Here is an 18,416-nt window from a genome sequence, read left to right on the forward strand (position 1 = left end):
ATGCCCACGTCGCCGCCCTCCGCCCCCGCCCATGCCGCCAGGACAGCGGCTTACGGCGACCGTGTCCTGCGCGTTCTGCCCCTGGGCACCGGCCTCGCCCTCACCGGCCTCGGCCTCGGTTTCTTCGCCCTGCGGCTCCGCAGAACGAAGTGGTGAAGACCCGAGGTGGTGAGGATGCGAGGTGGCGAAGGTGCAATAAGGCGCACGGAGTGAAAAACAGGGCGCTCGAAGCGGGGGAGGGGCGCGCGACAGGGCGCGCAGCACGGTGGATCAGGCGTGTACGGGGGCATCAACAGGGGGAAATCACATGTGCGAGAGAATGGCGGCATGGATATGCCGAGGAATGAACGGTCGCAGGAGGAGAGCCCCAAAGTCCTGGTCGTAGGCCCGGACGGCATGGCTCTCGGCAGCGCCAGCCCCGGCGGCGGGGAGGGTGACGACGAGTCGCGCGAGGTCCCGGTGACGGACATGGTCGAACAGCCTGCGAAGGTCATGCGCATCGGCAGCATGATCAAGCAACTGCTGGAGGAAGTGCGGGCCGCTCCTCTCGACGAGGCGAGCAGGGTCCGGCTCAAGGAGATCCACCACAGCTCCGTCAAGGAGCTGGAGGACGGCCTGGCCCCCGAGCTGGTCGAGGAGCTGGAGCGGCTGTCGCTGCCGTTCATGGACGACAGCGTGCCCAGCGAGGCGGAACTGCGCATCGCCCAGGCCCAGTTGGTCGGCTGGCTGGAGGGCCTGTTCCACGGCATCCAGACGACGCTGTTCGCCCAGCAGATGGCGGCCCGCGCCCAGTTGGAGCAGATGCGCAGGGCACTGCCCGCCGGTGTCCTGGGCGACGACGAGGGCGACGGCCACCAGCACGGAAGCGCGCGCTCCGGCCCGTACCTCTGAGCCCTGAGTACTGAGCAAGCGTCAATCCGCTTGTGCGTGTGCCCGGTACGTCCGCTCAGGACGTACCGGGCACACGCACAACGCTGCCGCCGGCGGAACTACGAAGCCGGGTCCCCCGTCGACACCGTCAGCACGAACTGGTCCGACGGCGACTTCGGGTCGAACGGGTCGCCCGCGGCGGGCACCTGGTTGAGGACCGTGCCCTTGCCCCACGTGTTCTCCGGCGACACGTCGATCCGGTACTTCCAGCCCGCGGCCTGCAGGCACGACTTCACGGAGTCGATGTACATGTAGCGGAAGTCGGGGGACGACTTCTTCGACTTGTCGTTGTAGTACTCGTAGGCCTTGGTGCACTTCGAGGGGTCGATGGTCTTCGTCTTGTCGCCCTCTTTGTGCTTGCTCTGCGTGCCACCGGTGCCGCCGGTGCTGCCGCCGGACGTCGTCCCGCCGCCGCCCGTGGACGTGGTGCCGCCGTTCGCGCCGGGGCCGGGCGCCGGGGCCTGGCTCTGCCCGCCGCTGGTGCCACCACTGGTCCCGCCGCTGCTGCCGGCCTCGGTGCCCTTGTCCCCGCCGCTCAGCGTGATCGCGGCGACCACGCCGATGACCGCGAGGACAGCGACGACCGCGGAGCCGATGATGACGGCCTTGTTGCTCTTCCCGCCGCCCGAGGACGACCCGCCCGAGGAGGAGGGGGCCGAGTACGGCGGAGGCGTGCTGGGGCCGCCCGGACCGGCCTGGAAGGGCTGCACCGGCGTCGGGTAGCCCGGAGCGCCCTGGCCGCCCTGCTGAGCGCCCGTGGAGGGCCCGTAGCCGCCGCCGTAGGGCCCGGGGGCCGCCGGGGGCTGGTAGGGCGTCTGGACGCCGCCGGGGCCCGGCGCGGGGGTCTGCTGGTCGACGGGCGGGAAGACCGCCGAGCCGACGCCGGCGCCGCTGCGCGCCGGCGGGCCGCCCGCGACGATGATCGGCGAGGGCGCGGCCTGCGCCGTGCCCGCCACCCGCGCGCACTCGTCGCGCATGGCCTCGGCGCTCGGGAAGCGCTCGTTCGGGTTCTTCTTCAGGGCCCGGGCGACGAGGGCGTCGACAGCCGGCGGGATCGAGCGGTTGATGGTGGAGGGAGCGACGGGCTCCTCCTGGACGTGCGCGTAGGCGATGGCCAGCGGCGAGTCCGCGTCGAACGGCAGCCGCCCGGTCAGCAGCTCGAAGAGCATGATGCCGACCGAGTACAGGTCGGAGCGGGCGTCCACACCGCGCCCGAGGGCCTGCTCGGGGGAGAGGTACTGCGGGGTGCCGACGACCATGCCGGTCTGCGTCATCGACGTGACGCCGGACTGCATGGCGCGGGCGATGCCGAAGTCCATCACCTTGACCACGCCGCGCTTGGTCATCATCACGTTGCCGGGCTTGATGTCGCGGTGGACCAGGCCCATCTCGTGGCTGACCTCGAGGGCCGCCAGCACATCGGCGGTGATCTTCAGCGCCTTGTCGGCCGGCATCGCGCCGTACTGCGCCACGTCCGCGTCGAGGACCGAGCGCAGCGGCTGCCCCTCGATGTACTCCATGACGATGTACGGCATGGTCGACCCGTCCAGGTCGTCCTCGCCCGTATCGAATACCGAGACGATGTTGGTGTGTGTGAGCTTGGCGACGGCCTGGGCCTCGCGCCGGAACCGCTCGCGGAAGGACGCTTCCCGGCCGAGCTCCGTGTGAAGTGTCTTGATTGCGACCTGACGGTCCAGGACGGAGTCGTAGGCCAGGTGGACGGAGGCCATGCCGCCCTCGCCCAGCAGATCGCGGAGCTGGTAGCGGCCGCCACCGACAGACCGGCCCGCATAGCGGCCCTGAGCGCCGTCCTGGCTCATCGTTCTACTTCCCCCTTGGGCGCACTGCCTGGCTGCGAGGTGCCACCGCGGTGGCAGTGGCGTACGTTTCGACTCTGTCGATATATCTCGGCCAAGTCTGCCCCAGGCCGCGGGCACGTCAAGCCGCGTGCCCGTTCCGTGACGGGATGCGCGACAAGACGTCACGAGATTTGCCTTGCCCAGGGCCGTACGGGTTTGATAGCGCGTCCATCCCGGACCGGCGCGCGCCGCGGAACCTGTAGCGTGCCTTAGCGGAAGACCGTTTTCCCACCGCAGCGCCTTCCGCGCGACGCGGCCAGACACGACGGCGAGGACTGATGGCACAGACGCAGAGCGCCCAGGGTCCGTCCGACCCTGACGCCAACGAGGGCGGAATGCCCGATGTGCCGGAAATGTGGGGTAATGGCGGCCTGGTCGGGGACGGCCGCTACCGCCTGACGCACAGGCTGGGCCGCGGCGGCATGGCCGAGGTCTTCGCCGCCGAGGACGTGCGCCTCGGCCGCACCGTGGCGGTGAAGCTGCTCCGCGCCGACCTCGCCGAGGACCCGGTCTCCAAGGCCCGCTTCACGCGCGAGGCACAGTCGGTCGCCGGTCTCAACCACCACGCGGTCGTCGCCGTTTACGACTCCGGCGAGGACACCGTCGGCCGCAACGTCGTGCCGTACATCGTCATGGAGCTGGTTGAAGGCCGCACCATTCGCGACCTGTTGCTCAACGCCGAGGCCCCGCCGCCCGAGCAGGCGCTCATCATCGTCTCGGGCGTGCTGGAAGCGCTGGCCTACAGCCACCAGCACGGCATCGTGCACCGCGACATCAAGCCCGCCAATGTGATCATCACCAACAGCGGCGCCGTGAAGGTCATGGACTTCGGCATCGCCCGCGCCCTGCACGGCGCGGCGTCCACCATGACCCAGACCGGCATGGTCATGGGCACCCCGCAGTACCTCTCCCCCGAGCAGGCCCTCGGCAAGACCGTCGACGCCCGCTCCGACCTCTACGCCACCGGCTGCCTCCTGTACGAACTGCTGGCGCTGCGTCCGCCGTTCACCGGCGAGACCCCGCTCTCGGTCGTCTACCAGCACGTCCAGGACATGCCGGTGCCGCCGTCGCAGGTCCTCGGCAGCGTGCCGCCGGAGCTCGACGGGCTCGTCATGCGCTCCCTCGCGAAGGACCCGGACGACCGGTTCCAGAGCGCCGAGGAGATGCGCGGGCTGGTTCAGTACGCCCTGCAGATGCTGCACGACGCGGGCGCCCACACCGGCGCCTGGGACACCGGCCCCATCGGCCACGCCGGCGGTGCCACGCAGGTGATGGGCGCCGTGGGCGGCCAGCACACCACCGCCATGGCGCACCCGCAGCACGGCAACACCTCCCAGCAGCCGATCCTGCCGCAGCGTCACGGCGACGACGGCGGCTTCGACGGCTACGGCGGCAACGGCGGGCGCGGCGGTCAGGGCGGCGGCAAGGGCAAGATGCTGCTCGTCGCCGCCGTGGTGGCGATCGTGCTGGTGGCGGGCGTCGTCTACGCGGTGAAGGCGTTCAACACGAGCGGCGGCCAGGGCGGGAAGTCGACGAAGGACAAGACGTCCGTCGGCCCCTCCACCCCCGGCCCCTCCGGCTCCCAGAGCCCCGATTCGCAGAAGTCCTCCACCCCGGGTCACAACGGCACCACCGGTGACACGGGCCGCCAGCGCGGCTCGGACAGCGAGGACGACACCCCGGACACCGACGAGGGCACCGGCCACCGCCAGCCGTCGCACAAGCAGTCCGTGCCGCCGACCGGTGGTTCGACGCCGTCGTCCGACACGTCGTCCAAGCCCGACCCGTCCTCCAAGCCGCCCACGGGCGGCACCGGCGGCGACGACAAGCCGGGCACGAGCGCCGGCACCACGACCGGCCAGTCCGGCAGCACGGGCACCACGACCGGTCAGACCGGCACCACCGGCACCACCACCGGTCAGACCGGTACGACGGGCACCACCCCGGGCGGCAACTGATCCGGCTGATCCGTCTCCTGGCGGGCACACCGCCGGCAAGCACGGCAAGCACATGAGGGCACCCCATGCCGTACGGGGTGCCCTCGGTCGTTGTTCCCGGCCTCGCCGGCGGCCCGCTCAGTCCGTGAAGACTCCCTCAGTCTCAGTCCGTGAACGCGTCCCGCACCGCCTCGTAGGACCGCGTCCACCACACCGTCAGCGCCGCCGACGCCGGGAAGCCGGGGTCCGCGCGGTGGTCGCCCAGCTGGTAGCGCCAGCGCAGCATCCAGAAGTCGTTCAGCCGTTCCCACCACACGCGGTGCACGGCGGCGCCGAGTTCGGCGGGGTCGGCGCCGCTCGCCCGCCGGTACGCGCGCGCGTACCGGCGTATCTTCGCCAGATCCAGCGTGCCGTCCGGGCGGAGGAAGAAGATGACGGCCGCGCGGACGGCCTCCTCGGCGCGCGGCTGCACGCCGAGCCGGTCCCAGTCGACGATCGCGGCGGGCTCGCCGCCGCGGTAGAGCAGGTTGAGCGGGTGGAAGTCGCCGTGCACCCAGCCGCGCGCGGTCGCGTCGGCGGGCCGGCGGTGGGCGTGGCGCTCCAGCAGGGCGCGGCGCTCGATCAGCCGGTGCTCGGCGAGCTCGTCGAAGGAGTCGCGCGGGCGGCTGCCCCCGCCCCGGCGGACGAGCCCGAGAAGCTCCTCGATGAGGGCGTAGGTGTCCTGGGGGTCCGCCGAGGCGTCTGCGGGCCTCCCCGGCCCTCCCGGGCCCTCAGAGGGGCCTCCAGGGCCTTCTGCGGGGCCGAGCGGCGCGAGCGGCCCGTCGGGGGTCTCCTCGCGGCAGACCTTCGCCAGGGACGTGTGGACATGGCCCAGCAGCGCGCCGAGCTTGCGCGACTGGGCGGGGGTGAGCTCGCCTCCGTCGCGGTGCCGGCCCTCGACCCACGGGTGCAGGGCGTAGCAGCGGCCGCCGAGGACGGTGACGGTCGTGCCGTCGGTGCGGGCCACCGGCGGGGCGACGGGCAGGCCGAGCGCGGCCAGGCGCAGGGTGACGTTGTGCTGGCGGGCGATGGCGGCCTGGTCGCCGTCGAGGTGGTGCTTGAGGAAGAAGTCGCCGCGGGTGGTGGTGAGGCGGTAGCCGCGGTTGAGCAGCCCCTGGGTCAGGGGGATGCAGGAGACGGGCGTGCCCGCCCGGTCGTAGCGGCGCAGCAGGGCCTGCAGGGTGCCGGTGTCGGGGCCGATGTCGGGTCCGGTGTCGGGCGGGGCATCGGTGACAAGTGAGCGTGGCACGTCCCAAATGTTAAATCACGCTGAGTGTGCGGCCTGTCGCGCCGGGACCCCTTCGAGGTGATGCACGGTGGTGAACTGCGGTTCGATGCACAGGTATTCGGGGCGGAAGGGGGCGGCGTCCGCCGTGCGGGGCGGCCGGCCGAAGCGCTCCAGGTCATCCCCGGAGGGGATGAAGAGGCGTGCGGTGCCGACGAATTGGACGGTCCAGACGTCCTCGTCGCCCTCGCGGCGGTCGCTGAGGTTGTCCGCGCCGTACGCGACGACGTTGCCGTCGCAGGCCTGTGCGTACCCGAAGTCGCCGTGGAGGCGGAGCAGGACGCTCTCGCCGGAGACGATGTGGCGGGCGACCGTGACGAAGGGCAGCGCGCGCATGCTGACCGAGAGGCGGCCGTAGGGGGTGCGGTCGAGCAGTGCGAGGGCACGGTGTCGGTCGGAATGCGCGGAGAGCATGGCATCACTGTGCACGCCCGCCACAGCCGTCCATAGGGGCACCCGCCCCTATGGCGCAGGCCATTGGTCCCGAATCACCGGTTTACCGTAAATTCACCGCTTCCCGGCCGCCCGCGGTCCGGAAGCTCGCCGGAAGCTCACCGCTTCTCGGCCTGCAGCCGCGCCACGTACGCCGCCGCCTGCGAGCGCCGCTCCATGCCCAGCTTGGACAGCAGGCTGGAGACGTAGTTCTTGATCGTCTTTTCGGCCAGGTGCAGCCGTTCGCCGATCACGCGGTTGGTCAGGCCCTCGCCGATCAGGTCGAGGATGCGCCGCTCCTGATCCGTCAGGCTCGCCAGCCGGTCGTCGCCCTTGGGCGCCTTGCCGTCGCGCAGCCGCTCCAGCACCCGGGCCGTCGCCACGGGGTCGAGCAGGGATTTCCCGGCGGCCACGTCCCGTACGGCCGCGAGCAACTCATTGCCACGAATTGCTTTCAGTACGTAACCGGAGGCGCCCGCCATGATCGCGTCGAAGAGCGCCTCGTCATCGGCGAAGGAGGTGAGCATCAGGCATTTGATCTGCTCGTCCTGTGAACGGATTTCCCGGCAGACTTCTACGCCGCTGCCATCCGGAAGGCGAACGTCCAGAACAGCCACGTCAGGCCGGGTGGCCGGAATGCGCACCAGGGCGTCCGCGGCGGTGCCGGCCTCGCCGACGACCTCGATGTCGGCCTCCCCGGCCAGCATCTCGTGCACCCCGCGCCGGACGACCTCGTGGTCGTCGAGCAGAAATACCGTGATTTTTCCTCGTTCGGGCACAGTGCCAGTCTCACACACCGAGTCTTCCCCTGCTCTTGTCCTCCGGGATAACGTGCCGTCGTTCCGGCAGCCCGCACGGGCTGTGCTCACAAGGTCGTGACCAGGAGCGTCGCCCCGCTTTCTCGATTTACTTGGAAATCCAAGCAAAATTGCAGGTCAGGCGGGGTTTCGCAGGAATGCGGCCTTCTGGGTAACGTGCTTATTGCAGGCCTTTCGCCGGGGCGCCTGTCACGCCCGGTTCCGGCCTCGGCACACCCACCCCGTGTGCCGTCGGGGATCGAGCGAGCATTCTCCTGCCTCACGGCGGGGGGACCCCCTCTGGCCGCCGGCGACCCCGGGGGCCGGACTGACGGAGGAGCACACGTGACTGTGGACAGCACTGCCGCGCGCAAGCCGCGCCGCGGCGGCAGCAAGCGCGCCGGCGCCAAGACCGCCAAGGCGGCGGGCGAGCCCGGGCTCGTACAGCTGCTGACGCCGGAGGGCGAGCGGGTCGAGCACCCCGACTACTCCATCGACCTGTCCGCCGAGGAACTGCGTGGCCTGTACCGGGACATGGTGCTGACCCGCCGCTTCGACGCGGAGGCCACCACCCTGCAGCGCCAGGGCGAACTGGGCCTGTGGGCCTCGCTGCTGGGCCAGGAGGCCGCCCAGATCGGCTCCGGCCGGGCGACCCGGCCGGACGACTACGTCTTCCCGACCTACCGCGAGCACGGCGTGGCCTGGTGCCGCGGGGTCGACCCCACCAACCTGCTGGGCATGTTCCGGGGTGTGAACAACGGCGGCTGGGACCCCAACGAGAACAACTTCCACCTCTACACCATCGTCATCGGCTCGCAGGCCCTGCACGCGACCGGCTACGCCATGGGCATCACCAAGGACGGCGCCGACTCCGCCGTCATCGCCTACTTCGGCGACGGCGCCTCCAGCCAGGGCGACGTGGCCGAGGCGTTCACCTTCTCCGCCGTCTACAACGCCCCCGTCGTGTTCTTCTGCCAGAACAACCAGTGGGCCATCTCCGAGCCGACCGAGAAGCAGACCCGCGTCCCGCTCTACCAGCGCGCGCAGGGCTACGGCTTCCCCGGCGTCCGCGTCGACGGCAACGACGTCCTCGCCTGCCTCGCGGTCACCAAGGCCGCCCTCGACCGCGCCCGCACCGGCCAGGGCCCGATGCTGATCGAGGCCTTCACGTACCGCATGGGCGCCCACACCACCTCCGACGACCCGACGCGCTACCGCCGCGACGAGGAGCGCGAGCTGTGGGAGGCCAAGGACCCGATCGCGCGCATGCGCGCCTACCTGGAGCGCGAGGGCCTGGCCGACGAGGCGTTCTTCGCCGCCCTGGAGACCGAGGCCGACGAGCTCGCCAAGCGCGTCCGCGACCGCGTCCGCACCATGCCGGACCCCGAGGACATGGCGATCTTCGACAACATCTACGCCGACGGCCACGCCCTCGTCGACGAGGAGCGCGCCCAGTTCGCCGCCTACCAGGCTTCGTTCGCCGAGGAGAGCCACTGATGACCGCCCAGAAGCTCTCCATCGTCAAGGCGATCAACGCCTCGCTGCGCACCGCGCTGGAGAACGACCCCAAGGTCCTCGTCATGGGCGAGGACGTCGGCAAGCTCGGCGGCGTCTTCCGCGTCACCGACGGCCTGCAGAAGGACTTCGGCGAGGAGCGGGTCATCGACACCCCGCTCGCCGAGTCCGGCATCGTCGGCACCGCGATCGGCCTGGCCCTGCGCGGCTACCGCCCCGTCGTCGAGATCCAGTTCGACGGCTTCGTCTTCCCCGCGTACGACCAGATCGTCACCCAGCTCGCCAAGATGCACGCGCGTGCGCTCGGCAAGATCAAGCTGCCGGTCGTCATCCGCATCCCCTACGGCGGTGCCATCGGCGCCGTCGAGCACCACAGCGAGTCGCCCGAGACGCTGTTCGCGCACGTCGCGGGCCTGAAGGTGGTCTCCCCGTCGAACGCCTCGGACGCCTACTGGATGCTCCAGCAGGCCATCCAGAGCGACGACCCGGTCATCTACTTCGAGCCCAAGCGCCGCTACCACGACAAGTCCGAGCTCGACACGGAGGCGATCCCCGGCCCGCTGCACGCCGCGCGCGTGGCCCGCCCCGGCACGGACCTCACCCTCGCCGCGTACGGGCCGATGGTGAAGACCTGTCTGGAGGCCGCCGCGGCGGCCGAGGAGGAGGGCAAGTCCCTGGAGGTCCTGGACCTGCGCTCGATGTCGCCCATCGACTTCGACGGCATCCAGGCGTCCGTCGAGCGGACCCGCCGCCTCGTCGTCGTCCACGAGGCCCCGGTCTTCCTGGGCACCGGTGCGGAGATCGCCGCCCGGATCACCGAGCGCTGCTTCTACCACCTGGAGGCCCCGGTCCTGCGGGTCGGCGGATATCACGCGCCCTACCCGCCGTCGCGGCTCGAGGACGAGTACCTTCCGGGTCTGGACCGGGTGCTCGACGCCGTCGACCGCGCGCTGGCGTACTGAGGGTTTGAGGAGAGTCGTGACCATGACTGCAAGGACCGCGAACGACCAGCGCTTCCGCGAGTTCAAGATGCCCGACGTGGGCGAGGGGCTCACCGAGGCGGAGATCCTCAAGTGGTACGTGGCCGAGGGCGACACCGTCGCCGACGGTCAGGTGGTGTGCGAGGTCGAGACGGCCAAGGCGGCGGTGGAGCTGCCGATCCCGTTCGACGGGGTCGTGCACGAGCTGCGGTTCCCCGAGGGGACGACGGTCGACGTCGGCCAGGTGATCATCTCGGTGGACACCGACCCCGGAGCGGGGCCGGCTGCGGCGGGTGCGCCCGCGCCGGCTCCGGCCGAGGAGCCCGAGGAGCCGCAGGGGCGGCAGGCCGTGCTCGTCGGGTACGGGGCGGCGCCGTCGTCCACGAAGCGGCGGGCTCGTAAGCAGCCCGTGCAGGCGGAGCCGGTGGCCGCGGCCGTTCAGGCCGAGCTCAACGGCCGCCCGGCCCCGGGCGCGCCCGGGGCGCCCGCGGACGCGGCAGCGGCGCCCATACAGGCCCCCGCCGGCCCGCGTCCCCTCGCCAAGCCCCCCGTGCGCAAGCTCGCCAAGGACCTCGGCGTCGACCTTGCCGCGGTCACCCCGTCCGGTGCCGACGGCATCGTGACGCGCGAAGACGTCCACGCCGCCGCCTCGGCCGCGACTGCCCCGGTCGCGGAGGAGCCGGTGGCCGTCGCGGGCGCTCCCGCGGCCGGTGCGGACCTCGCCGCGCGCGAGACGCGGATTCCCATCAAGGGCGTCCGCAAGGCCACTGCCGAGGCGATGGTCGCGAGCGCCTTCACCGCGCCGCACGCCACGGAGTTCGTCACCGTCGACGTCACCCGCACCATGAAGCTCGTCCAGAAGCTCAAGGACGACCCCGACATGGCCGGCCTGCGCGTCAACCCGCTCCTGCTCGTCGCGAAGGCGTTCCTCGTCGCGATCAAGCGGAACCCCGACGTCAACGCGTCGTGGGACGAGGAGAACCAGGAGATCGTCCGCAAGGGCTACGTGAACCTGGGCATCGCGGCGGCCACGCCGCGCGGGCTGATCGTGCCGAACATCAAGGACGCCGGCGCCAAGACGCTCCCCGAGCTGTCCACGGCGCTGTCGGAGCTGGTGGCGACCGCCCGCGAGGGGAAGACCAGCCCGGCGGACATGTCCGGCGGCACGGTCACCATCACCAACGTGGGCGTCTTCGGCGTCGACACCGGCACGCCCATCCTCAACCCGGGCGAGTCGGCGATCCTGGCCTTCGGCGCGGTCAAGCTGCAGCCGTGGGTCCACAAGGGCAAGGTCAAGCCGCGGCACGTGACGACGCTGGCGCTGTCGTTCGACCACCGCCTGGTCGACGGCGAGCTGGGCTCGAAGGTGCTGGCCGACACGGCGGCCGTGCTGGAGAACCCCCAGCGGCTGATCACCTGGGGCTGAGACCTGGTCTCCGGGGGATCCCCGGGTCTCCGGGAGATCCCCGGAGTAATTGGTTGAATCAGGCACGACATAAACGACGAAAGGCCCGGACGCTTCTCTCCTCACCCCCCTCCAGCGAGGAGAGAGTGCGGCGTCCGGGCCCCCGTCGTGATGCGGAGCGGCCTCGGGAATCCCGGCCAGGTCAGCGGCTGGAATAGCCCGTGCGGGGCAATTTACTTAAGATTGACCGACACTTGCACTGTCGGAATTGGAGGACGCGTGGACGCCGCCGACCACGTGGACGGTGAATCCATCAGCCGTCTTCTCCGCGCCTGGCGGGCCCGCGTCGACGCCCGCACCGTCCCCGAGCTGCGCCGCGTCCACCCCCGCCCCGGACGCCGCCTCTCCCAGGCCCACGTGGCCCGGCTGACCGGGGTGAGCGAGGGCTGGTACCGCGCGCTGGAAGCCGGCCGCCGGCAGGACTTCTCCGAGCAATTCCTCCTCCGCGTCGCCCGCGCACTGCGGCTGAGCGACGCCGAGACGCTCACGCTCTTTCTCGCGGTGAGCGGCCGCCGCCCGCCCGGTGAACTCTCCCGGGAAGCCGGCGCCGGACGTGGCGATCTCCCGCACGGCGTCAAAGTCCTGCTGGAACAGCAGACGTCCTATCCCGCCTATCTCTCCGACGTCGCCTGGAATATCGTCGCGGCGAATTCCCTCATGGGCGAGTGGTTTCCCTGGGTGCGGCGGCCCGGCGCCAATCTGATGCGCTGGGCGCTGCTCGACCCCGAGGCCCGCGAGCAGATGCTCGACTGGGAGGACGCCTGCGCCCGCACCTACCTCGCCATGCTGCGCGTCGCCGCCAACAGCGACCCCGCCAACGCCGAACTGCGCACGCTCGTGCGCGACATCCTCGACGCCGACGCCGACTGCCGGCGCATCTGGGCCGAGGAGCACGACGTGGTCGAGCACCGCGACGGCGACGTTTTCCGGCTGCGCCTGCCGTACCACGGGGGACGGGAGATACGGGTGACGAGCCATGTGCTGCTGCCCATACAGCGCCCCGACCTGCGGTTCGTCTTCATCACGCCCGCGGACGGCTGGACGGAACCGTAGCGCGAGACGCCCCCTGTCCGGAGCTCGGACTCCCTCTTTCTACGTATGTATCTTGTATCTAAGCTGTGCGCATGCCAATAGCGCCCCCCGTCCCGATCAAGCAGCCTCCCGCCGCCGAGCGCGTCTACACGCACATCAAGGAAGCCGTCCTGCACCGCCGTTACGAAGGCGGCACCCTGCTCACCGAGGGGGACCTGGCCGAGGCCGTCGGAGTGTCCCGCACCCCCGTGCGCGAAGCGCTGCTCCGGCTGGAGGCCGAAGGGCTGATCAAGCTCTACCCGAAGAAGGGCGCCCTCGTCCTGCCCGTCTCCGCCCAGGAGATCGCCGACGTCGTGGAGACCCGGCTGCTCGTCGAGAAGTACGCGGCGGCCAAGGCCGTCCCCGCCTCCCCGCTGCTCATCGGCCGCCTGGAGGAGCTGCTCGACGACATGAGACGCCAGGCCGCCGCCGGCGACCTGGCCGCGGTCTCCGTCAGCGACCGCGCCTTCCACGCCGAGATCGTGCGCAGCGCGGGCAACGAGATCCTCTCCCGGCTCTACGACCAGCTGCGCGACCGCCAGCTGCGGATGGGGGTGGCCGTGATGCACGCCCACCCCGACCGCATCGCCAAGAACCACAGCGAGCACACCGAGATCCTCGAAGCGCTGCGCGCCGGTGACGCCGAAGGCGCCGTGGCCGTCATCGACCAGCACGTCAGCTGGGTGCGCAACCTCGCCCAGGGTGAGATCCGATGACTGCGCAGGGTGAGATCCGATGAAGGCCCAAGGCGAGAGCCGATGAACGCGCGGGGGCTGGATCCGATGAACGCGCAGAGCGCGATCCGATGAACGAGCGGGACGGACAAGTGGGGGAGCACCGATGAGTCAGGGGGCCGCAGCGCTGCCCGGCGACCCACCCGGCGGACGGCGCGCGGTCGCCGTCTGGGGCCTGGGCGTCGGCGTCTACTTCGTCGCCATCATCTTCCGTACGAGCCTGGGCGTCGCCGGCATCGACGCCGCCGAGCGCTTCCACATCAACGCGTCGGCCCTGTCGACGTTCTCCATACTCCAGCTGCTCGTGTACGCGGGCATGCAGATACCCGTCGGCCTGATGGTCGACCGGCTGGGCACGAAGAAGGTGCTGGCGCTCGGCGCCGTCCTGTTCACCGCGGGACAGTTCGCCTTCGCCCTCTCCCACGGCTACGGCACGGCCCTCGCCAGCCGCGCCCTGCTCGGCTGCGGCGACGCGATGACGTTCATCAGCGTGCTGCGGCTCGGCGCCCGCTGGTTCCCCGCCCGCCGCGGCCCGATGATCGCGCAGGTGGCGGCGCTGTTCGGGATGGCGGGCAACCTCGTCTCCACGATGGTCCTCGCCCGGCTGCTGCACGGCGCCGGCTGGGCCGCCACGTTCGGCGGGAGCGCGGCGGCCGGAGTGCTCGTCCTCCTCCTGACGCTGCTGTTCCTCAAGGACCACCCGGAGGGCCACGAACCGCCCCCGGCCGCGCAGGGCGCCGGCAGGGGCTTCGTCCGGCAGCAGATCGCCCGGGCGTGGCGCGAGCCCGGCACCCGGCTCGGCATGTGGGTGCACTTCACGACGCAGTTCCCCGCGATGGTCTTCCTGCTGCTGTGGGGCATGCCGTTCCTGGTCGAGGCGGAGGGCCTCTCGCGGGAGACCGCGGGCCTGCTGCTGACCGTCGTTGTCCTGTCGAGCATGGCCGTCGGGCTGGTCTACGGGCAGATCATCGCCCGCCACCACGCGGCCCGGCTGCCGCTCGCGCTCGGTACGGTCGGCGCGACCGCGCTGCTGTGGGCCGCCGTGGCCGGCTGGCCCGGCGCGCACGCCCCCCTGTGGCTGCTCGTCACCGAATGCGTCGTGCTCGGCGCGTGCGGCCCCGCCTCGATGATCGGCTTCGACTTCGCCCGCCCCGCGAACCCGCCCGAGCGCCAGGGCACCGCCTCCGGCATCGTCAACATGGGCGGCTTCATCGCCTCCATCACCACGCTGCTGGCCGTGGGCGTCCTGCTCGACGCCACCGGCGACGACTACCGCGCCGCCTTCTGCTCCGTCTTCGTCCTGGAAGCGCTGGGTCTCTCCCAGATCCTGCGGCTCCGCACGCGGGCGCAGCGGCGGGAGCAGGAGCGGGTGGTGGCGTCGCGGGTGGAGACGGTGCACGTGCCGGCGGTGTCGCCGGGCTCCACGGCCTGAGGGGCGGGGGCGCGCAAGGCGCGGGGCGCGCAAGGCGCGGGGGCGCGCGTGCGCGGCGGCGGCCGCCGGTTTACGCGGGTGCGGTCGCCGGTTACGGAGCAGCCCGTTACGGAGCAGCCGGTTGCGGAGTAGCCGGTTGCGGAGCAGCCCGTTACGGAGTGATCGCGAACTCGCGGAGGACCGCCTCCGCCAGGCCCGGCTCCCCCTCCACCTTGATCCGCTCCAGCGCCGCCTCCGGCTGCACCCGGCCGCACGCCAGCCGGGCGTACGTCTCCCAGTCCATCCCGAACGTCACCGTCGGCCCCAGCGACACGCTGCTGTCGATCGATCCCCGCCCGTCCCGGTCGACGCGCACGGTCCGCAGGAACTCCAGCGGGCCGTGCACGTCGAAGACGACCGTCGATCCCGGCGGCGCGCCCGCGTCCTTCGCGACCACCTTCGGCAGCGCGCCGAGCAGGAAGTCCCGGCAGATGACCGCGGCAGGCGAATCCAGGTTGCCCGGCACGCCGAGCGCGCGGCGCAGGTCCTGCTCGTGCGTCCACACGTCGAAGGCCCGTACCACCAAGGCCCGTTCGAGCGGCTGCTCGTTGCCCGAGCCGAGAGGCCAGCGGATCGGCGTCTGCGGGCCGCGGGACTCGTTGCGCAGCTGGCGCGAGCGGCGGATGACGACCAGCTCCAGCTCCGAGGTCATCTCCAGGGCGGTGTGGCACCGCCGCACGTCCACCTGCACCTCGTTGTAGCGGGAGAACTCGTCGGTGACGTGGTAGAGGTCGCGCGGCAGCGTGTGGATCGGCCGCGGCTCACCCAGCATCTCGGTCTCCACGCCGATGACGTGCGAGACGACGTCGCGCACCGACCACCCGGGGCAGTCGGTGGCCCGGTTCCAGTCGCTCTCGGCGAGCGGTTTCACCAGATCGTTGATCGCTTCGATGGAGTGGGTCCAGGCGTCGATGGCCGGCTGAAGATTCGGGTGGACGGTCACGTGATCCCTCGGGCAGTGCGGCGGGTGCGTGGGCGTTCCTGGCGGGTGCGGGGGGCTTACCTGGCGGTGTTCCGGGCTTACCTGGCGGGTGCGTGGGCGTTCCTGATGCGGGTGCGTTAGTTAAGTTACGCTGCGCGCGGGCGACCCGGCAGAGGTTTCGTGTGCTGAGAGCGGTGGGTACTGTGCGTGCTTCCCTGATTCAGATAAACGTCGATCCGGCGGAGCCGGTCGCCGAGCGGCGCGACCGCGCGGCCGCCCTGGTGCGGGAACAGGCCGGCAGCGATCTGGTCGTCCTGCCCGAGCTGTGGCACGTAGGCGCTTTCGCCTTTGAGTCGTTCACAGTTGAGGCTGAATCGTTGGATGGTCCTACGGTTCGTGCGATGTCCGCCGCTGCGCGCGATACGGGCGTCTGGCTGCACGCCGGATCGATCGTCGAGCGCGACGCCGGCGGAGCCCTGTACAACACCTCTCTGGTGTTCTCCCCGGCCGGCGAACTCGCGCGCACGTACAGGAAGATCCACCGGTTCGGCTTCGACAAGGGCGAGGCCGTGACCATGGCCGCGGGCACCGAGCCGGTCACCGTCGCCCTCCCGGCCGCCGTGGCCGGCCTGGCCACCTGCTACGACCTGCGCTTCCCCGAGCTCTTCCGCGCGCTCGTCGACCGCGGCGCCCACATGTTCGTCGTACCGGCCGGATGGCCCGAGCGGCGGCGCGCCCACTGGTCGCTGCTCGCCCGCGCGCGGGCGGTCGAGAACCAGGCGTACGTGCTCGCCTGCGGCACCGCCGGCACGCACGCGGGCGTGCGGCAGGCCGGGTACAGCGTCGTGGTCGACCCCTGGGGGGACGTCGTCGGCGAGGCCGGGGGCGGGGAGGAAGTCCTCTCCGTCGAGCTCGACCCGGCGCGGGTCGGCCGGGTGCGGGAGGAGTTCCCCGCGCTCAAGGACCGGGTGCTCGGCGTTGACCGTGCTCGGCGTTGACCGTGTGCCGGGTGTCGACCGTGTGCCGGGTGACGACGGTGTGCCGGGTGCCGACCGTGTGCCCGGCGTCCCCGGACATTAACGCCTTGTGTCGATCACGCCCGTAACCCGGACACGGGAATGACTCGTACCGCCGGTGTTGTTGGATGACTGCATGGCCCCTCGCGTACGTGTCCGCGCCCCCGAACTCATCGGCAAGGGCGGCTGGCTCAACACCGGCAACGTTGACCTTTCCCTCGCTGACCTGCGAGGACGCATCGTCATCCTCGACTTCTGGACGTTCTGCTGTGTGAACTGCCTGCACGTCCTCGACGAGCTGCGCGAGCTTGAGGAGAAGCACCGCGACACCGTGGTGATCATCGGTGTGCACTCCCCGAAGTTCGTCCACGAGGCCGAGCACCAGGCCGTCGTCGACGCCGTCGAGCGGTACGGCGTCGAGCACCCCGTCCTCGACGACCCCGAGCTCGCCACGTGGAAGCAGTACGCCGTCCGCGCCTGGCCCACGCTCGTGGTCATCGACCCCGAGGGCTACGTCGTCGCCCAGCACTCCGGCGAGGGCCACGCCCACGCCCTGGAGGCGCTCGTCGCCGAGCTGGAGGCCGAGCACGGCGCGAAGGGGACGCTGCGGCGGGGCGACGGACCGTACGTGGCGCCCGAGCCCGAGGCCACGGACCTGCGGTTCCCCGGCAAGGCGGTCGTGCTGCCCGGCGGCGGGTTCCTCGTCTCGGACTCCACGCGGCACCAGCTGGTGGAGCTCGCCGATGACGGGGAGACCGTCGTGCGGCGGATCGGCAGTGGTGAGCGGGGTTTCGGAGCCGGTTCCTTCAACGAGCCGCAGGGGCTCGCCCTGCTGCCCGACGGCACGGTCGTTGTTGCCGACACCGTCAACCACGCGCTGCGGACGTACGACCCGGAGACGGGTGCCGTGACCACCATCGCCGGCACCGGGCGGCAGTGGATGCAGGGGCAGCCCACGTCCGGGCCCGCCCTTGAGGTCTCCCTGTCCTCCCCCTGGGACGTCGCCTGGTTCGACGGGCGGCTGTGGATCGCCATGGCCGGCGTCCACCAGCTGTGGACGTACGACCCGGCCGACGGGACGGTCGAGGCCGCCGCCGGAACGACCAACGAGGGCATCGTCGACGGGCCGCTGCGCGAAGCGTGGTTCGCCCAGCCGTCCGGGCTTGCGGCGTCCGTGGACGGGGAACGGCTCTGGGTCGCCGACTCCGAAGGGTCGGCCGTGCGGTGGGTCGATCGTGAGGGGTACGTCCACACCGCCGTCGGCAAGGGTCTCTTTGATTTCGGGCATCGCGACGGGGACGCGGAGCAGGCGCTGCTGCAGCACCCGCTGGGCGTCACCGCGCTCCCGGACGGGTCGGTGGCCATTGCGGACACGTACAACCACGCGCTGCGGCGGTACGACCCCGCGAGTGGTGAGGTGACCACTCTGGCGACGGATCTGCGGGAGCCGTCCGACGCGGTGCTCGTCGGGGACGACGTCGTCGTGGTCGAGTCCGCCCGGCACCGGCTCACCCGGCTGCGGCTGCCCGAGTCGGCCGTACGGGTGGAGGCCGTCGCGCATCAGACGCAGCGGGCGGCGACGGACGTGGCGCCCGGGCGGCTGCGGGTGGACGTCGTGTTCACGGCGCCGGCCGGGCAGAAGCTCGACACGCGGTACGGGCCGTCGACGCGGCTGATCGTCAGCTCCACGCCGCCGGGGCTCCTGGCGGAGGGCGCGGGGACGGGCACGGAGCTCGGGCGCGACCTGGTGCTGGCGGAGGGCGTGACGGAGGGCATCCTGCACGTCTCGGCGATGGCGGCGTCGTGCGACGACGATCCGGCGAACGAGTACCCGGCCTGTCATATGCATCAGAACGACTGGGGTGTGCCGGTGCGGGTGGTGGCCGGGGGTGCCGAGCGGCTGCCGTTGGTGCTGGCCGGGCTTGACGGCTGACGGCTGACGGGTGCGGGTGCGGGCGGGGCC

The 18,416-nt window shown here is 71.5% G+C and carries 15 protein-coding genes; 10 read left to right on the top strand and 5 right to left on the bottom strand.

Annotation, left to right across the window (positions count from 1 at the left end):
• Positions 1–327: 327 nt before the first annotated feature.
• Positions 328–891 carry a bacterial proteasome activator family protein gene (locus tag ACSNOH_RS23295; RefSeq protein ID WP_436723373.1) on the top strand — a complete coding sequence of 188 codons (564 nt, stop codon included), beginning with the start codon at positions 328–330 and terminating at the stop codon, positions 889–891.
• A 98-nt stretch (positions 892–989) separates the two neighbouring features.
• On the opposite strand, the gene ACSNOH_RS23300 is transcribed toward ACSNOH_RS23295, so the two are convergent.
• Positions 990–2,750, bottom strand: coding sequence for a protein kinase domain-containing protein (locus ACSNOH_RS23300; RefSeq protein ID WP_436723374.1), 1,761 nt, complete (start codon positions 2,748–2,750; stop codon positions 990–992).
• Positions 2,751–3,067: 317 nt separating this feature from the next.
• On the opposite strand from ACSNOH_RS23300, the gene ACSNOH_RS23305 reads away from it, so the two are divergent.
• A complete protein-coding gene (locus tag ACSNOH_RS23305) occupies positions 3,068–4,747 on the top strand; it encodes a protein kinase domain-containing protein (RefSeq protein WP_436723375.1) in 1,680 nt (559 codons plus the stop codon).
• Between the two features lie 142 nt (positions 4,748–4,889).
• Here the strand turns inward: ACSNOH_RS23305 and ACSNOH_RS23310 are convergent, their stop codons facing one another.
• From ACSNOH_RS23310 to ACSNOH_RS23320, 3 genes are all read right to left on the bottom strand, one after another.
• Entirely contained in the window at positions 4,890–6,014 is a 1,125-nt protein-coding gene (locus ACSNOH_RS23310) for a phosphotransferase (RefSeq protein ID WP_436723376.1), read from the bottom strand.
• A 15-nt stretch (positions 6,015–6,029) separates the two neighbouring features.
• The gene (locus ACSNOH_RS23315) at positions 6,030–6,464 is read right to left on the bottom strand and encodes a pyridoxamine 5'-phosphate oxidase family protein (protein ID WP_436723377.1); all 435 of its coding nucleotides are present in this window, start codon (positions 6,462–6,464) and stop codon (positions 6,030–6,032) included.
• A gap of 137 nt (positions 6,465–6,601) precedes the next feature.
• Positions 6,602–7,261 (bottom strand): response regulator, encoded by a 660-nt coding sequence (locus ACSNOH_RS23320; RefSeq protein ID WP_436723378.1) that lies wholly within the window; start codon positions 7,259–7,261, stop codon positions 6,602–6,604.
• A gap of 363 nt (positions 7,262–7,624) precedes the next feature.
• Here ACSNOH_RS23320 and pdhA point away from each other — a divergent pair, with 363 nt between their 5' ends.
• From pdhA to ACSNOH_RS23350, 6 genes are all read left to right on the top strand, one after another.
• Positions 7,625–8,776, top strand: a complete 1,152-nt coding sequence (pdhA, locus tag ACSNOH_RS23325) for a pyruvate dehydrogenase (acetyl-transferring) E1 component subunit alpha (protein ID WP_436723379.1) — start codon at positions 7,625–7,627, stop codon at positions 8,774–8,776.
• On the top strand, positions 8,776–9,756 hold the full coding sequence (locus tag ACSNOH_RS23330) for an alpha-ketoacid dehydrogenase subunit beta (protein ID WP_364892622.1): 981 nt from the start codon (positions 8,776–8,778) through the stop codon (positions 9,754–9,756). The genes pdhA and ACSNOH_RS23330 overlap by 1 nt, the downstream gene beginning before the upstream one ends.
• Before the next feature lie 22 nt (positions 9,757–9,778).
• On the top strand, positions 9,779–11,200 hold the full coding sequence (locus ACSNOH_RS23335) for a dihydrolipoamide acetyltransferase family protein (RefSeq protein WP_436723380.1): 1,422 nt from the start codon (positions 9,779–9,781) through the stop codon (positions 11,198–11,200).
• Positions 11,201–11,458: 258 nt separating this feature from the next.
• A complete protein-coding gene (locus ACSNOH_RS23340; protein ID WP_436723381.1) occupies positions 11,459–12,292 on the top strand; it encodes a helix-turn-helix transcriptional regulator in 834 nt (277 codons plus the stop codon).
• Positions 12,293–12,363: 71 nt separating this feature from the next.
• A complete protein-coding gene (locus tag ACSNOH_RS23345) occupies positions 12,364–13,026 on the top strand; it encodes a GntR family transcriptional regulator (protein WP_436723382.1) in 663 nt (220 codons plus the stop codon).
• A 124-nt stretch (positions 13,027–13,150) separates the two neighbouring features.
• Positions 13,151–14,476: an MFS transporter gene (locus ACSNOH_RS23350; RefSeq protein WP_436723383.1), complete on the top strand. Its 1,326-nt coding sequence runs from the start codon at positions 13,151–13,153 to the stop codon at positions 14,474–14,476.
• A gap of 151 nt (positions 14,477–14,627) precedes the next feature.
• Here the strand turns inward: ACSNOH_RS23350 and ACSNOH_RS23355 are convergent, their stop codons facing one another.
• Complete coding sequence (locus tag ACSNOH_RS23355; RefSeq protein WP_436723384.1) at positions 14,628–15,458, bottom strand: maleylpyruvate isomerase family mycothiol-dependent enzyme; 831 nt, start codon at positions 15,456–15,458, stop codon at positions 14,628–14,630.
• 182 nt (positions 15,459–15,640) lie between these two features.
• Between ACSNOH_RS23355 and ACSNOH_RS23360 the strand changes: the two genes are divergently transcribed.
• Together ACSNOH_RS23360 and ACSNOH_RS23365 are read left to right on the top strand one after the other, a co-directional pair.
• Positions 15,641–16,435, top strand: a complete 795-nt coding sequence (locus ACSNOH_RS23360) for a carbon-nitrogen family hydrolase (protein WP_436723385.1) — start codon at positions 15,641–15,643, stop codon at positions 16,433–16,435.
• Positions 16,436–16,589: 154 nt separating this feature from the next.
• Positions 16,590–18,386 (top strand): NHL domain-containing thioredoxin family protein, encoded by a 1,797-nt coding sequence (locus ACSNOH_RS23365; RefSeq protein WP_436723386.1) that lies wholly within the window; start codon positions 16,590–16,592, stop codon positions 18,384–18,386.
• Positions 18,387–18,416 lie beyond the last annotated feature (30 nt).

Source organism: Streptomyces sp. URMC 127 (assembly GCF_051386535.1).
Taxonomy (GTDB): Bacteria; Actinomycetota; Actinomycetes; order Streptomycetales; family Streptomycetaceae; genus Streptomyces.

Coding starts and splice junctions, on each gene's coding strand:
- ACSNOH_RS23295 (WP_436723373.1), top strand. CDS start 328: ATGGATATGCCGAGGAATGAACGGTCGCAGGAGGAGAGCCCCAAAGTC.
- ACSNOH_RS23300 (WP_436723374.1), bottom strand. CDS start 2,750: ATGAGCCAGGACGGCGCTCAGGGCCGCTATGCGGGCCGGTCTGTCGGT.
- ACSNOH_RS23305 (WP_436723375.1), top strand. CDS start 3,068: ATGGCACAGACGCAGAGCGCCCAGGGTCCGTCCGACCCTGACGCCAAC.
- ACSNOH_RS23315 (WP_436723377.1), bottom strand. CDS start 6,464: ATGCTCTCCGCGCATTCCGACCGACACCGTGCCCTCGCACTGCTCGAC.
- ACSNOH_RS23330 (WP_364892622.1), top strand. CDS start 8,776: ATGACCGCCCAGAAGCTCTCCATCGTCAAGGCGATCAACGCCTCGCTG.
- ACSNOH_RS23335 (WP_436723380.1), top strand. CDS start 9,779: ATGACTGCAAGGACCGCGAACGACCAGCGCTTCCGCGAGTTCAAGATG.
- ACSNOH_RS23345 (WP_436723382.1), top strand. CDS start 12,364: ATGCCAATAGCGCCCCCCGTCCCGATCAAGCAGCCTCCCGCCGCCGAG.
- ACSNOH_RS23350 (WP_436723383.1), top strand. CDS start 13,151: ATGAGTCAGGGGGCCGCAGCGCTGCCCGGCGACCCACCCGGCGGACGG.
- ACSNOH_RS23365 (WP_436723386.1), top strand. CDS start 16,590: ATGGCCCCTCGCGTACGTGTCCGCGCCCCCGAACTCATCGGCAAGGGC.